This is a genomic window from Chitinophaga solisilvae, assembly GCF_009928525.1.
Classification (GTDB): Bacteria; Bacteroidota; Bacteroidia; order Chitinophagales; family Chitinophagaceae; genus Chitinophaga; species Chitinophaga solisilvae.
In genome coordinates this window covers 484,599-498,181 of sequence record NZ_JAABOK010000001.1, presented here as the reverse complement: position 1 = coordinate 498,181, position 13,583 = coordinate 484,599, and the positions used below count along the sequence as shown (strand labels likewise).

General features: G+C 48.9%; 15 protein-coding genes. 9 read left to right on the top strand and 6 right to left on the bottom strand.

All coding sequences use genetic code 11. From position 1 onward, the window contains the following. Positions 1-14 precede the first annotated feature (14 nt). From lpxK to bioD, 3 genes are read right to left on the bottom strand one after another with little or no spacing between them, the layout of a single operon-like run. Positions 15-1,085 (bottom strand): tetraacyldisaccharide 4'-kinase, encoded by a 1,071-nt coding sequence (lpxK, locus tag GWG06_RS01750; RefSeq protein WP_160710969.1) that lies wholly within the window; start codon positions 1,083-1,085, stop codon positions 15-17. Positions 1,086-1,087: 2 nt separating this feature from the next. Beyond that, the gene (locus tag GWG06_RS01745; protein WP_160710968.1) at positions 1,088-1,669 is read right to left on the bottom strand and encodes a 5-formyltetrahydrofolate cyclo-ligase; all 582 of its coding nucleotides are present in this window, start codon (positions 1,667-1,669) and stop codon (positions 1,088-1,090) included. Continuing rightward, complete coding sequence (bioD, locus tag GWG06_RS01740) at positions 1,659-2,303, bottom strand: dethiobiotin synthase (protein WP_127043834.1); 645 nt, start codon at positions 2,301-2,303, stop codon at positions 1,659-1,661. The genes GWG06_RS01745 and bioD overlap by 11 nt, the downstream gene beginning before the upstream one ends. 290 nt (positions 2,304-2,593) lie before the next feature. On the opposite strand from bioD, the gene GWG06_RS01735 reads away from it, so the two are divergent. From GWG06_RS01735 to GWG06_RS01725, 3 genes are all read left to right on the top strand, one after another. Further along, on the top strand, positions 2,594-3,952 hold the full coding sequence (locus tag GWG06_RS01735; RefSeq protein ID WP_127044051.1) for a pyridoxal-phosphate dependent enzyme: 1,359 nt from the start codon (positions 2,594-2,596) through the stop codon (positions 3,950-3,952). Further along, positions 3,924-4,757 (top strand): ABC transporter substrate-binding protein, encoded by an 834-nt coding sequence (locus GWG06_RS01730; protein WP_127044050.1) that lies wholly within the window; start codon positions 3,924-3,926, stop codon positions 4,755-4,757. Before GWG06_RS01735 ends, GWG06_RS01730 begins: the two co-directional genes overlap by 29 nt. Before the next feature lie 66 nt (positions 4,758-4,823). After that, complete coding sequence (locus GWG06_RS01725; protein WP_160710966.1) at positions 4,824-5,267, top strand: QcrA and Rieske domain-containing protein; 444 nt, start codon at positions 4,824-4,826, stop codon at positions 5,265-5,267. 8 nt (positions 5,268-5,275) lie between these two features. Here GWG06_RS01725 and GWG06_RS01720 read toward each other — a convergent pair whose 3' ends face one another. After that, positions 5,276-6,094, bottom strand: a complete 819-nt coding sequence (locus tag GWG06_RS01720; RefSeq protein ID WP_160710964.1) for an alpha/beta fold hydrolase — start codon at positions 6,092-6,094, stop codon at positions 5,276-5,278. Between the two features lie 135 nt (positions 6,095-6,229). On the opposite strand from GWG06_RS01720, the gene fbaA reads away from it, so the two are divergent. The 4 genes from fbaA to GWG06_RS01700 all read left to right on the top strand — a co-directional run bounded on the left by fbaA (position 6,230) and on the right by GWG06_RS01700 (position 10,114). Beyond that, the gene (gene fbaA, locus GWG06_RS01715) at positions 6,230-7,294 is read left to right on the top strand and encodes a class II fructose-bisphosphate aldolase (protein WP_127044047.1); all 1,065 of its coding nucleotides are present in this window, start codon (positions 6,230-6,232) and stop codon (positions 7,292-7,294) included. Positions 7,295-7,499: 205 nt separating this feature from the next. Further along, positions 7,500-8,348, top strand: a complete 849-nt coding sequence (accD, locus tag GWG06_RS01710; protein WP_127044046.1) for an acetyl-CoA carboxylase, carboxyltransferase subunit beta — start codon at positions 7,500-7,502, stop codon at positions 8,346-8,348. Between the two features lie 121 nt (positions 8,349-8,469). After that, entirely contained in the window at positions 8,470-8,907 is a 438-nt protein-coding gene (gene smpB, locus GWG06_RS01705; protein ID WP_127044045.1) for an SsrA-binding protein SmpB, read from the top strand. A 49-nt stretch (positions 8,908-8,956) separates the two neighbouring features. Next, positions 8,957-10,114, top strand: a complete 1,158-nt coding sequence (locus tag GWG06_RS01700; RefSeq protein WP_235938079.1) for a hypothetical protein — start codon at positions 8,957-8,959, stop codon at positions 10,112-10,114. On the opposite strand, the gene trxA is transcribed toward GWG06_RS01700, so the two are convergent. Continuing rightward, entirely contained in the window at positions 10,115-10,414 is a 300-nt protein-coding gene (gene trxA, locus GWG06_RS01695) for a thioredoxin (protein WP_127044043.1), read from the bottom strand. Between the two features lie 97 nt (positions 10,415-10,511). Here trxA and GWG06_RS01690 point away from each other — a divergent pair, with 97 nt between their 5' ends. Both GWG06_RS01690 and GWG06_RS01685 read left to right on the top strand, forming a co-directional pair. Then, a complete protein-coding gene (locus tag GWG06_RS01690) occupies positions 10,512-11,075 on the top strand; it encodes a methyltransferase family protein (RefSeq protein ID WP_127044042.1) in 564 nt (187 codons plus the stop codon). Between the two features lie 75 nt (positions 11,076-11,150). Further along, complete coding sequence (locus GWG06_RS01685; protein ID WP_160710960.1) at positions 11,151-11,972, top strand: hypothetical protein; 822 nt, start codon at positions 11,151-11,153, stop codon at positions 11,970-11,972. A 114-nt stretch (positions 11,973-12,086) separates the two neighbouring features. Here GWG06_RS01685 and GWG06_RS01680 read toward each other — a convergent pair whose 3' ends face one another. Then, positions 12,087-13,577: a RagB/SusD family nutrient uptake outer membrane protein gene (locus GWG06_RS01680; RefSeq protein WP_160710958.1), complete on the bottom strand. Its 1,491-nt coding sequence runs from the start codon at positions 13,575-13,577 to the stop codon at positions 12,087-12,089. Positions 13,578-13,583: the final 6 nt, after the last annotated feature.

Here is a 13,583-nt window from a genome sequence, read left to right as displayed (position 1 = left end):
TCTTGTAGTAAGTATTATTGACCGGGTACCGGCAGATGCCTGCCTACGTAGTCAAAAATAAAGTTATTAAATGAATCTGCTTCTCCGAAGAGGAAGGAAATTTCCACTGGCATAACAGCTAATTGCAGGTTTTGTTCTGCCAGTTCTTTCTTCAGCAGGTGTAATCTCACCGCGTCTTTCTCTGTGGTGATGACAATCTTATCCTTTCCTGGCAGGTCGTTCAGTTCTTTCCCGATATTGGCAATATCTTTCTCTGAGTAATAGTAATGATCAGGGAAGGAAAGCAGGAATACCTGTGAGAACCGGTTTTTCAACGCTTCGAGCAATGGTTCGGGCCTGGCGATACCGCAGGCCAGCAGTACGGTGGCGGATGCCGGTATTTCCACCGGCTGGCGTGTAATCATATCATACAGGGCCCCGTATTGCAAGGTAGTAAAAAACAACCGCTGATGCGGCAAAGGACTGATTTCTTTTTCGATCGCCTGTTTTTCTGCCACGCTCAGGTCGGGCGGACATTTGGAAACAATGATACAATCAGCGCGCATATAACCTTTACGACCTTCGCGGAGGCGGCCGAAGGGCACCACATGATCGCGGGTGAAGCGGCGTCTGTAATCCGTAATCAGGATATTCATGCCCGGTTTGATAGATCGGTGCTGGAAGGCATCGTCCAGCAGCACTACCTGTGTGCCCGGCTCATCGCCCAGGAGCTGCGGGATGGCCAGCATGCGTTCCTCTCCTACACAAACGCTGATCTCTGGAAATTTTTCATGAAACTGCATGGGCTCATCGCCGATATCAGCTGCGGTGCTGTGTTCATCAGCCAGTATATAACCGCTTGTACGACGGTTGTAGCCACGGCTGAGGGTAGCCACCCGGAAAGTATCTTTCAGCAGGCGGATCAGGTATTCCACATGCGGGGTTTTACCGGTGCCGCCAACGGAAAGGTTGCCTGCGGCGATAGTAGGGATATCGAATTCTACGGCAGTGAGCAGGCCTTTATCATAGAACCGGTTGCGTATCCACATCACGAGGCCATACAACAGGGAAAAAGGATATAATAGTATTTTCAGGTATTTCAGCACTGCTAAAATTGTTTAAAATGATAAATATGCGCTGGTGTTACGACGGTATGCAACGGTACATCCCAGGCGTCTGTATCGGTAATCTTCTCTACCGGTTCAAACAGGGAAAGCCCTACTGTACGTACATCCGGGCGGCATTCTTTCAGGAAGCGGTCGTACATTCCCTTACCGTAGCCGACCCGTTGTCCTTCGCGGTCAAAAGCCAGTAAAGGTACGAATACAAGATCTATATCCGTGGCGGGCAGTTCGTCTCCGCCTGCCGGCTCCGGGATACCAAATTTATTTTTTACCAGTGCGGTATGGGCCTCCCAGGCATAATGAAACATCTCTCCGGTTTTCATATCGGCGCGGGAAAGTGCCAGGCGTATAGCCGGGAAGCGTTCCCGCAGCCAGGCAGCGAGGGGCCAGGTATCCACTTCCTTCTTCTCTGAAATAGGCAGAAAAAGATGAAGGGTGCCCACCCCAGTATAATCCAGTTCCTGCACCTGTTCCAGCAGCCGCCGGTTCAGCGCCTGCGCCTGTTCATCAGGGAGGTTCAGTCTTTCTTCCAGGAAAAATTTTCGTATATCCTTCTTAGTGGTCATACAGTGAAGCGTTGAGAGGACCTGTCAAAAGCCGTGCCTGTTCCATGACAAAGGCGCTGTTCACCTCTCCGGCCTGCGGTATGCGGCCCAGTGAAGGATACCCGCTCCAGCGGATTACATCATCTTCATTACTGTGATGATGGCCTGTAAATATCCAGCCCATAACGGGAACGCCTGTATGCTGCAGCACTTTTGCGGTAAGCATGGAATGGTTGATGCTGCCCAGGTAGTTCTGCGCCACAATGATTACCCTGGCCTGCAGCTGCCGGATCAGGTCCAGTGTGGACATTTCGTCATTCAGCGGCACCAGTAGTCCGCCGGCGCCTTCTATAATCAGCGGCCGGTTGCCCGTGATACCGTCTGCCTGTGCTGTAATACGGGAAGTATCAATGGTAATATGCTCCATCCGGGCCGCCAGGTGCGGCGAAGCAGGTTCTTTCAATACGTAGGCTTCCGGGTGGCATATGGTGGTGGTACCAGCCAGCAGGGCCTGAATGGTTGCCGTATCCGTGCCCTCTTCCATGCCGCTCTGTACAGGTTTCCAGTAATCTGCTTCCAGTGCTGCTGTTACACAGGCGGCAGTAACCGTTTTTCCAACCCCGGTACCAATACCGGTTATAAATATTCGATTCATCTCCGGCAAAGATAGGAATTGGGAATTACGAATGACGAATTATGCAGGACGAATTATAAATGCAGCGGAGAGGGGGGTATACATGATGAATGATGAGGGGATTGTTGTTTTCTATTTTTTGTATCGGTTCGTTAAAGGAAATTCAGTGAGGGAAATCTTTCAGAAGAAAAAAATAAATAATAATTATCATAAAGCCGTTCTTTTCTATGCCAGATGGGAGAATCTGCGATAAATGCACGATTCCTGATTCTGAATTCGTAATTTACAACCGCACAACCTCATTATTTTATATGAAATACGTTAATAACATACTCGAAACGATTGGCCACACCCCACTGGTAAAACTGAACCGCGTAACGGCTTCCCTGCCCTGCCAAGTGTTTGCCAAGGTAGAATTCTTTAACCCGGGCAACTCCATCAAGGACAGGATGGCTATCAAAATGGTAGAAGTTGCCGAACAGAAAGGCCTGCTCAAACCCGGCGGCACCATCATTGAAGGCACCTCCGGCAATACCGGTATGGGCCTGGCACTTGCAGCCGTCATCAAAGGCTACAAATGTATTTTTACCACCACCGATAAACAATCCAAGGAAAAAGTAGATATCCTGAAAGCCGTAGGCGCGGAAGTAATCGTGTGTCCGACCAACGTGGAACCGGAAGATCCCCGCTCCTACTACTCCGTATCCAAAAGGCTGGCTACGGAAATACCCAACTCCTTCTATGTAAACCAGTACGATAACCTCGCCAACCGCGATGCGCACTATGAGCAGACCGGTCCGGAAATCTGGGATCAGACGGATGGTAAAGTGACCCACCTGGTAGTAGCTACCGGCACCGGTGGTACCATCACCGGTACAGGCAGGTTCCTGAAAGAGAAAAATCCGGATATCAAGGTATGGGCTATTGACAGCTACGGCTCTCTCCTGAAAAAATATTATGAAACCGGCGAACTGGATATGAACGAAGTATATCCCTATATCACTGAAGGTATAGGAGAAGACTTTGTGCCGGAGAACTACGATATGAGCGTGATAGACGCCTTCGAAAAAGTAACTGATAAAGACGGCGCCGTTATGGCCCGCCGTATTACGAAAGAAGAAGGCATCTTCGTGGGTTACTCTGCCGGTTCCGCCATAGCAGGTCTTTTACAGCTGAAAGCCTCCCTGAAACCGGAAGATGTGGTAGTAGTGGTTTTCCACGATCATGGCAGCCGTTATGTAGGAAAAGTATACAACGACCAATGGATGATGGAACGCGGATTTCTGGACGTCAAAACGGTGAAAGACGTGGTGAACGCGCGCCGTAATCTGCCACTGGTAACGGTTACACCAGATGAAAGAGTCAGCGATGCCATTGCGAAAATGAAAAAATTCGATATTGAACATATCCCCGTTAAACGTGACAGCGAAATTGTTGGTTCCGTTTCTGAAAACGGCCTGTTCAATAAACTGATTGATGACAGCAACCTGAAAGATGCACTCATCGGGCAGGTCATGCAGGCGCCATTCCCGCTCGTAAGTCAGGATACGCCGATAGAAAAACTGTCTGTCTATATCAACCGGGAAAACGGTGCTGTACTCACTAAAGACGACAGCGGAGATCATCACATCGTAACTAAGTATGACATCATCCAGGCACTGGGACGGTAACAGCCCCCGCACGTTTCGCGATCAGCTGCAACGCACGGTAACACTGGCGAAGGCGCCGGAGAGGATCATCTCTCTGGTGCCTTCGCAAACGGAATTATTATATACGCTGGGGCTGGAAAAAGAAGTGGCAGGCATCACTAAATTCTGCGTACATCCGGCAGCGTGGTTCCGTAGCAAAACCCGTGTAGGCGGTACTAAAAACGTGCATGCCGATATTGTCCGTTCCCTGCAGCCAGACCTTATCATCGCCAATAAAGAAGAAAATACGGCCGCTGATGTAGAGGCGCTGATGAAAGATTATCCGGTATGGGTGAGCGACATCCGGACGCTGGAAGATGCGCTGGAGATGATTGCCGGCGTTGGCGCCATCACCTGCCGGGAAGCTGCTGCTAACGCGCTTATCAGCGACATACAAACACAGTTTTCCGCACTTCAGCCTTTAACGCCCCCTGTTCCCACCGCCTACTTCATCTGGCGCAATCCATGGATGGTGGCTGGTGGCGACACATTCATCCGGCAGATGATGCAGCGCTGCGGACTGCAGAATGTATTTGCAGATATGCCCCGCTACCCTGCCATCACACCGGAACAGCTGGCCGGCAGTGGCTGCCGGCTGGTACTGCTTTCTTCCGAACCTTATCCCTTTAAGGAAAAACATATCGCCGAATTGCAGGAGATCCTGCCGGCAGCGCGTATTTTGCTGGTAGACGGAGAAATGTTCTCCTGGTACGGCAGCCGCCTGGCCGAAGCGGTTCCCTATTTCCGGCAGCTGCTGGACATACCCGCCTTTCATTTCAGCCGCTAGGCAACCTGTTCCCTTTCTTCCGCGTACAAGTCATACACGTTGTACTGTCACCGTAAAATTTACTTTATGGAAAGAAGGAAATTTGTATCAAACGTAGGGCTAACGCTGGTATTGGCCTGTACCGCCGGAATGGCTGCCTGCAGCAAAGGAGGCGGCGGTTATGGATCATCTCCTGATCCCGGCCCTGGTGGCGGATCCGCCAGGGTTACCCTGAATCTTACCAGCGACCTTACCCAAGTAGGCGATTTCAGGATTGCCAATGGCGTGATTGTTATCCGTACCGGCACAGGCAATACCGCCGCGGCTTTCAGCGCTTTATCAAGTACCTGCACCCATCAGGGATGTACCGTTTCTACTTTCAGCAAAGCTTCCGGCCTCATAGAATGCAACGCGCCATGCGGCCATGGCAGCAGGTATACAGCCACCGGCGCTGTAAACACCGGACCGGCTGCTGCGGCGCTCACTCCCTACAGCATTACGGTAAATGGTAATATGCTGACAGTTAGTTAAGATCCCTGTCAATGTTTTTCTAAAAAATCTGTGATCCACTCCGCAAACCAGGGAGAGCGCAATGTAGTAGTATGATTGCCGGCTACAGTGCCGTGCATACCGCGCGGCATAAGGGCTGCGAGGGAACCGCCTGTATCATTGTCTTCGTCTTTATCGCCTCCGATAACCAGTACCGGCTGTTGTACCAGTGCAAATTCCGCGGCGGTGGTAGCGGGCTGCCCGAACTGCATCAGCGCCAGCGCGCGCTGGTCTAACCCTGCCGCCTGTACGTTTTTCACCATGGCCGCCAGCTCTGGGACATCTTTCCCGGAGAGGGCATCATAGAACTGCAGGCGGCGGGGCCATGCCGGATCAGTAAACCCGGTGCCTACGCCTCCCAGCACGCCGCAGCGCACACGTTGTTTGTCCAGCACCAGCAGCCGGGCTGCGATAATGGCTCCGCGGGAATACCCTACTATCCTGTAGGCGCCCAGCTGCAGATGCGTGGCAAGCGCCATAATATCTTTTGCTTCTGCATCATCCAGATAGGCCAGGCTGTCGTGCGGATGGTCGGAAGTGCCGTTGCCGCGCAGGTCCAGCGTAATCACCCGGAAATGATGTTTCAGCAGCGAATCGTACAGCGGCGTTGCCAGCCAGGAATTACCGTTTGTTATGAAGCCATGCACAAGGATAACCGGCTCTCCGTTTCCTTTACTGGTGTAATGAATACGCGTATTATCGAAGGAGCGGAAGTAAGTGGCGGAATCGGTTGCAGTATGCTGAAAGGCCTTAGCAGCAAAGGTTTGCAGTAACAGACAAACAAGGAAAAGAATAATTCTATGTAACATGATAATGGAGGATATCCGGGTAAAATACATTTTTATCTCTTTACTTTTATCGCTGCAATAAATACATTTCGCTATAAATCTTATTTTTTCCTGCTTATATTTGCTTTCCTTAAAAAACAAATACATTTTTAGAGTATGGGAAAATACAGAGCTGGCGTATTATTCGGCGAAGAGCTGGATGCGCTGTATAACGATGCCAAAGACAACGGATTTGCTATGCCTGCCGTGAATGTTGTGGGAACCAACTCCGTGAATGCGGTGCTGGAAACAGCTGCGAAAGTAAATTCACCGGTAATTATACAGTTTTCCAATGGGGGTGCGCAGTTTTATGCCGGTAAAGGCATGCCTAACGATAAGCTGCAGGCAAACATCGCCGGCGGTATCTCCGGTGCTAAACACGTGCATGAAGTAGCTAAGTACTATGGCGTTCCTGTTGTATTGCATACTGACCACGCCGCTAAAAAATGGTTGCCATGGATCGACGGTCTGCTGACTGCCGGTGAAGAATATTTCAAACTGCATGGCCAGCCTTTGTACAGCTCTCACATGCTGGATCTGTCTGAAGAGCCTATCCAGGAGAACATCGAAATCTCCCATAAATATTTTGAAAGAATGAATAAACTGGGTATGTCCATCGAAATTGAGCTGGGCGTAACCGGTGGAGAAGAAGACGGTGTGGACAACTCCGGCGTAGATAACTCCAAGTTATATACCCAGCCTGAAGATGTGGCCTACGCTTATGAAGTACTGTCTAAAGTAGGCAGCCGCTTCACTGTAGCCGCCGCTTTCGGAAACGTACATGGCGTATACAGCCCGGGTAACGTAGAACTGCGTCCGGTGATCCTGCAGAACAGCCAGGAATATATCCAGCAGAAATTCGGCACCAAAGCCAAGCCGGTATACTACGTATTCCACGGCGGCAGCGGCTCTCCGAAGCACCAGATCGCAGAAGCACTGGGTTACGGCGTTATCAAAATGAATATTGATACCGACATGCAGTGGGCATTCTGGGAAGGCGTACACGACTACTACGAAGCTAAAAAAGATTATCTGCAGGCACAGCTGGGCAACCCTGAAGGCGCAGATAAACCTAACAAAAAATACTATGATCCACGCGTATGGCTGCGCAAAGGTGAAGATACCTTTGTAAAACGCCTGGAAGAAGCGTTCAGGGATCTGAACTGCATCAACAGAAACTAAGGGACGCGCTGTAAAACAGCCCTGTCTGCTCAAAGCGGAGGCAAAAGTGGTTATATAAAAAAAACTGCTTTTGTTTCCGCTTTATTATTAAAAGACAAAGCAGCATTGTTCCTTATAATATTTGTATCTTTAATTCCGACACGATTATTGGTTTTATTCATTAATTCGTATCTTGCACCACTATTTTCTAATCTAATAGTAAAATATGTCAAGCTGGTTTAAGCGAATTAAACAAGGTATTTCCACCTCCACCAGTGAAAAGAAAGAAGCGCCGGATGGGTTGTGGCATAAATGTCCTAACTGTAAAAAAACCACCACTGTAAAGGATCTGAAGGAGCATTTTTACGTATGTGATAAATGCAACTATCACAATCGTATTAACTCTGCCGAGTATTTCGAGATTATCTTTGATAACAATCAGTTCGAGGAACTGTTTCCAAATATCTACCCAACTGACTTCCTGGGCTTTAAAGACCTGAAACCTTACGGGGACAGGCTGAAGGAAGCACAGAAAAAATCCGGCCTGAAAGATGCCATGACAGTGGGTACCGGTACGGTAAACGGTTACGATCTGGTTGTAGCCTGTATGGACTTCAACTTTATCGGGGGGTCCATGGGTTCCGTGGTGGGGGAAAAAATCGCCCGTTCCATCGACTATTGCATTCTGCATAAGAAAGCCCTGATGATCATCTCCAAATCCGGCGGCGCCCGTATGATGGAAAGCGCCTTCTCCCTGATGCAGATGGCCAAAACATCCGCCAAGCTCACGCAGCTGGCTGATGCCCGGTTACCTTACATCTCCCTGATGACGGATCCGACCACCGGTGGCGTTACCGCCTCCTATGCCATGCTGGGCGATCTCAACATCGCTGAGCCGGGTGCACTGATCGGCTTCGCCGGTCCGAGGATCATCAAGGAAACTATCAAAAAAGACCTCCCTGAAGGCTTCCAGAGCGCCGAATTCCTGCTCGAACACGGCTTCCTGGATTTCATCATGGATCGCAAAGAATTAAAAACAAAACTGGCCAACACCCTGAGCCTGTTTAAAAACTAGATACTCATTTGAGATTTGATTATTTGGTTATTTGAGAGTTAATCTGAGCGGATATCTAATGTAGTATGCGCCCAGATTAAATCTCAAATAACCAAATAATCAAATCTCAAATCTTTCACCCATGGCCGAATTAAAGAACAGATCAGCATATTTTGAGTACGCAATAGAGGAAAAATTTATTGCGGGAATGGTATTGACCGGAACAGAGATTAAATCCATCCGCGCCAACAGGGTTAGCTTTAATGATTCCTTTTGCTATTTTTCCAAAGGAGAACTGTTTGTTAAAAGTCTTCATATTGCCGAATATTCCCACGGCACCGCCGCTAACCATGATCCGCTGAGAGAACGTAAACTGCTGCTTACCAGACGTGAACTGAAAAAGCTGGAGAACAAGATCAAGGAAAGAGGCTACACCATCGTCCCCCTTCGTATATTTATTACAGATAAAAGCCTGGCTAAGCTGGAGATTGGTCTTGGTAAAGGTAAAAAGCTGCATGACAAACGCGATACCATCAAACAGCGGGAGTCTGACAGGGAATTACGCCGTATGATCAAATAGTCCGGCCCGACACAGGTACTTACATTATCTAACATCATATCCCTTGAAAATGATTGGTTCATCTATTAGTACTGTGCAACGCGTAGCAGTAGCAGGTTTGTTGTGCGCCCTGATGCTGTTTTCCTGTAAATCCGGTGAAAAGATGTATAACAAGGGGCGTTACGATGAGGCCGTGACCGCCTTTGTCAAGAAACTGCAGCGGAAACCGCAGGATGCTACCGCCCTGAAAATATTACCCCTGGCATACCAGCAGGCAGCTAAAATGCATGAAGACCGCGTTAACGCCTTTCTACGTTCCAATAACCAGCTGAAATGGGAATCCGTCCGGACAGAATACCGCAGCATGCAGCGCCTGTATGACCTCATACACGGCTCCCCCGCAGCCATGCAGGTGGTGACGCCCAAAGATTACCGCGACGCCATTACCGGCGCCCAGGAAAATGCCGCCGAAGTGCGCTATGACCGCGGTATGGCACTGCTGGAAAAAGGGGACAAAGCCAGCGCACGCCTGGCTTACGACGAATTTACAGCAACACTTAAACTCATCAGCAACTACCGCGACGCCCGGCAACGTAAAGACGAAGCCTTCCAGGCCGGCGTGGTAAATGTTGTCATCAGCGAGTTGGAAGTACGCTCTACCTACTTTCAGTTCAGTGCCGACCAGTTCAGGGATTATCTTGTCAGAACCCTGCAGCAGCGCAACATTAACCGCTTCGTACAGTTCTACGATGAACGGATAGCCCGCAACGAAAATATCAGACCGGATGAATACATTGAACTCCGATTCCTGGATTTCATGGTGGGGCAGACGTACGTAGACCGCTCCCAGCGGGATGTTTCAAAACAGATCGTGACCGGCACCACCAAAGATACCAGCGGCAAATCGCAAAATATATATCAAACGGTAACGGCTACCCTGTTTCTCACAAAGAAAACAGTGTATTCCAGCGGAGTGCTGGATTATCGTATCACAGATACCAATAACGGTAATTTGTTACGGTCCGACCGGGTTCCCGGCAGCTACACCTGGGTGAACCAGTTCGGTTACTTTAAAGGAGATGAACGCGCCCTCAGCGACGCAGACAAAAGCCTTCTGGGAGGACGCGATGTGCCGCCGCCACCGCCGCAGGATCTCTTCATTGAGCTGACACGGCCAATATATGATAAGCTGGAGCAGGACCTCCGCTCCTTCTATTACCGCCTCTGATCAGGATAACTGCTGCTGCAGCAAAGGAATCAGCTGATGTGCAGGCACTACCCCGCTCTGACGCCACAGCAGCCTGCCTTCACGGAACAACAACAGTGTGGGCACGCTGCTGATCTGCCACTGGGCCGACAGCTGCTGATTCCGGTCAATATCAATTTTGATGATCCGAAGGCTCTCCCCGAACTTATCTTTTACCTCCTTCAGAATCGGAGGCACCATTTTACAGGGGCCGCACCATGTAGCGAAACAATCTATCAGCACAGGAGTAGCTGATTGTAAAATAGCCTGCAGGTTTTCCATAGCACACGTTTTTGTCTGCCGCCAAAATAGCATTTTTTAAAGACTTGGGAATATTTCATACATTAGATATATAACTTCATTTTAATTGTTTCCCGGTATGAGCCTGTTATCCTCCCTGATCTACCTTTTCTGGTTTCTCTCCGAAATATTACTTCACCGTATTCTCCGTGGCGGAAAGGACACAGATAAAAAGAAGCAGGACCGCGGCAGCCTGGCCTATATCTGGATTATTATTATCATCTGTACCAATATATCCGTATACGTTACCTTTAACACCAGCTACCCCATTTATCCCGGACCGCTGATGAATTATACCGGGTTGTCGCTGATACTGCTGGGTATGATACTGCGCTACTGGGCCATTGCCTCCCTGGGCAGATTATTTACGGTGGTGGTTACTATACGGGAAGGACATCACATTAAAAAAGATGGTTTATACGGCATTATCCGTCATCCCTCCTATGCAGGTTCCCTCTTGTCTTTCCTCGGCTTCGGCCTGTCCCTCAATAACTGGCTGAGCCTCTTGATAACATTTGTACCGGTTTTCATTGCATTTGCCTATCGCATGCAGGTAGAAGAAAAAATGCTGCTAAGCCAGTTTGGTGAAGAGTATAGTGCTTATATGAAACGCACCAGCCGTATTATTCCCTGGATTTTCTGATCTCACTTGCTATAAATCAGCCGGCTATTTTTTATATTGATGCGTTAACAACTTTACTCATCATTACTGTAGCCTATGAAAAAACTGTTTTCTGGTATTATCGCACTGACTTTATTTGCCATGTCCTGTAAAAAGGACAGCTCCACTGATAATGTGATTGTAATAGATCCGCCGGCGGTACCCTGGCTGCTTACTAAAATCAGCAGCGCCAATGATCTTACTACCTTTACCTACAATGCAGATATGCTGGTAGAAAACATTGTGGATGATATCAGATCCGTGAATTATTATTCTGCCATAAAAATGGAATATGTCACCGGCATCCCTGTAAAATTACTGGCAAAACAAAAGCCTGCTGACGAACTGAAACAGGTAAAATCTTTTTTCACTAAAGATGGAAAAGTAACGCGCGTTTCTAACTATGAGTTGAGAAATCCGGGCGTGGTAAGCAGCTGGGACACTATTATTTATGATAAGCAACATGTTGTGCAGGTAAATAGATACAAGGGAGAAAAAGACCTGTATATGGTTCGCAAATATACCTGGACAGGCGAGAACGTCACCCTGGCAGAGCAATTTGAAGTGTTGCCGGATAAAACACAGCAACTGGCTTCCAGCACAGCCTTTACCTACAACGACAAACGCAGTTATGGCTATCCCTACGGTAGCTTCCTGATCTCCGAAGAACTCTCTTCACCGGAAACCTTATCAGCCAATGAACTGATCAGCGTGAAATATGAATACCTGGGTGGCGCTAAGCCTGATGTTACGCTGACCACGCATTCCAGGTCATATAATAACTCGCAGCTCCCGGTAACAGATACTATTGTAGAAACATCCGGCGGCAATTCTTCCCAACGCATATTCGTATTCGAATTCTCCAACCTCCCTAAATAAAGGCTATTTTATTATTTTACTATTTGAGATTTTGTATCTAATCAGGAAGCCCTCCGGAATATTCCGGAGGGCTTCCTGATTAGATACAAAATCTCAAATAGTAAAATAATAAAATTAATTATTGATGTTTGGGTTGTTCTGCAGTTCGCTGAGTGGAATGGAGAACAGGTAGTAGTTGCTGAACGGCTTAAACGGACTCTTGTCAGGTAATGCCAGTGTGCGGTGGCCGATCACGTGTACGGAATCAATGGTGCCGTCCGGGAAGGGAACAGGAATGATGCTGTCTTTGCCCTGGAAGTTCACAAATGGTTTCCTGACTACGGTGCCGCCTGTACGAAGAATATCTGACAGGGAGAAACCTTCGCCCCATAATTCCTTTCTTCTTTCCAGCAGGATGGTATCGGTAACGGAGCCGTTGCCGTTATAGGGGCTGGCATTGCGGGCAGTACGCAGTGCATTCAGCGCATCCTTTGCTTTACCTGCGTTGCCGGAGCGGGCATATGCTTCCGCTTCGATCAGGTACATTTCTGCGGAACGCATCAGTACCAGATCAGCCACCATAGCGCCCGGGTCACGGAAACGGAATTTTTTGTACAGCATATGACCGGCATGGCTTACCTCAAATAAACGGGTACGCACATCTGAAGATTCAAAGTAACCTCTGAACCAGGGGTCGGCCTTGAAGCTTTTGTAATAGGCTACCGGCGTAGATACATCGAGGAAGTTGAAGTTGGAGGCAGCTACATTCTGTGTCGGAGTTTGTGCCTGTCCCCAGATCCATTCCTGGTTGCTGATATCATTGAAGCCTTTGTTGTAGTCATCGCTCCCCATGAGCGGGTAACCGTCGCGGGCAGCCACTGCAGGAGTGGTAGCCTTTGCGTACTGGCCGCTGTAGAGATAGGCTCTTGCGAGCAGGCCCTGTGCTACGTGTACATCAATTTTATACTTCATGGTCGCGGGGCGGTCGTATTGTCCCAGCAGCGGGATGGCAGTTTCCAGGTCGCTGATGGTCTGCTGATACAGTTGTATCAGCGTGGATTTGCTTTTGCCCTGTGTCCCCGGATTGGAAGGCTCCAGGTAAATGGGAGCTGTTTTGGTATTGCCATTGGTGTTTACGCCAAACTGGTAGAAAGAGGCCAGCGTCAGGTAGCTGTTGGCGCGGAGTGTCAGCGCCTGCCCTTTCAGGTATTTACGTTTGGCGTCATCACCGGGAACGTTATCGATTTTAGACAGGAAGAGGTTGCAGTTGTCGATCACCTTGTAGAGCAGCGTCCAGTAAGCGCTTACCCTGTTCTTGGTATTGTCTACCATTTCAATGAAGGTGTATGCATCCCGGAAGCCGTAGGAGGTAGTCAGTGCAACATCACTGCCCATCGCATCGCTGGTCAGGTGAATGGATTTATAACCGGGTACGGCAAAGGTGAAATAGGTATCGAACATATAGGCCCAGGTACCGTTGATAGCTGTTTCAGCATTATCTATGGTATTAAATACCTGATCGTCCGGTACGGCATTGGTGGGCCTGGTATTCACGAAATCCTTGCTGCAGGCTGTCAGCGCAACGGTAGTAATTATAGCGAAGAGTAAGCGGCTGTTCTTTTTCATGATACT

What these genes read in the sequence shown, in the direction of transcription:
- GWG06_RS01735 (WP_127044051.1), top strand. Translation starts at nt 2,594, where the DNA reads ATGAAATACGTTAATAACATACTCGAAACGATTGGCCACACCCCACTG.
- GWG06_RS01730 (WP_127044050.1), top strand. Translation starts at nt 3,924, where the DNA reads ATGACATCATCCAGGCACTGGGACGGTAACAGCCCCCGCACGTTTCGC.
- trxA (WP_127044043.1), bottom strand. Translation starts at nt 10,414, where the DNA reads ATGGAAAACCTGCAGGCTATTTTACAATCAGCTACTCCTGTGCTGATA.
- smpB (WP_127044045.1), top strand. Translation starts at nt 8,470, where the DNA reads ATGGCCGAATTAAAGAACAGATCAGCATATTTTGAGTACGCAATAGAG.
- GWG06_RS01725 (WP_160710966.1), top strand. Translation starts at nt 4,824, where the DNA reads ATGGAAAGAAGGAAATTTGTATCAAACGTAGGGCTAACGCTGGTATTG.
- GWG06_RS01700 (WP_235938079.1), top strand. Translation starts at nt 8,957, where the DNA reads ATGATTGGTTCATCTATTAGTACTGTGCAACGCGTAGCAGTAGCAGGT.
- GWG06_RS01720 (WP_160710964.1), bottom strand. Translation starts at nt 6,094, where the DNA reads ATGTTACATAGAATTATTCTTTTCCTTGTTTGTCTGTTACTGCAAACC.
- GWG06_RS01685 (WP_160710960.1), top strand. Translation starts at nt 11,151, where the DNA reads ATGAAAAAACTGTTTTCTGGTATTATCGCACTGACTTTATTTGCCATG.
- fbaA (WP_127044047.1), top strand. Translation starts at nt 6,230, where the DNA reads ATGGGAAAATACAGAGCTGGCGTATTATTCGGCGAAGAGCTGGATGCG.
- accD (WP_127044046.1), top strand. Translation starts at nt 7,500, where the DNA reads ATGTCAAGCTGGTTTAAGCGAATTAAACAAGGTATTTCCACCTCCACC.
- bioD (WP_127043834.1), bottom strand. Translation starts at nt 2,303, where the DNA reads ATGAATCGAATATTTATAACCGGTATTGGTACCGGGGTTGGAAAAACG.
- GWG06_RS01680 (WP_160710958.1), bottom strand. Translation starts at nt 13,577, where the DNA reads ATGAAAAAGAACAGCCGCTTACTCTTCGCTATAATTACTACCGTTGCG.
- GWG06_RS01690 (WP_127044042.1), top strand. Translation starts at nt 10,512, where the DNA reads ATGAGCCTGTTATCCTCCCTGATCTACCTTTTCTGGTTTCTCTCCGAA.
- GWG06_RS01745 (WP_160710968.1), bottom strand. Translation starts at nt 1,669, where the DNA reads ATGACCACTAAGAAGGATATACGAAAATTTTTCCTGGAAGAAAGACTG.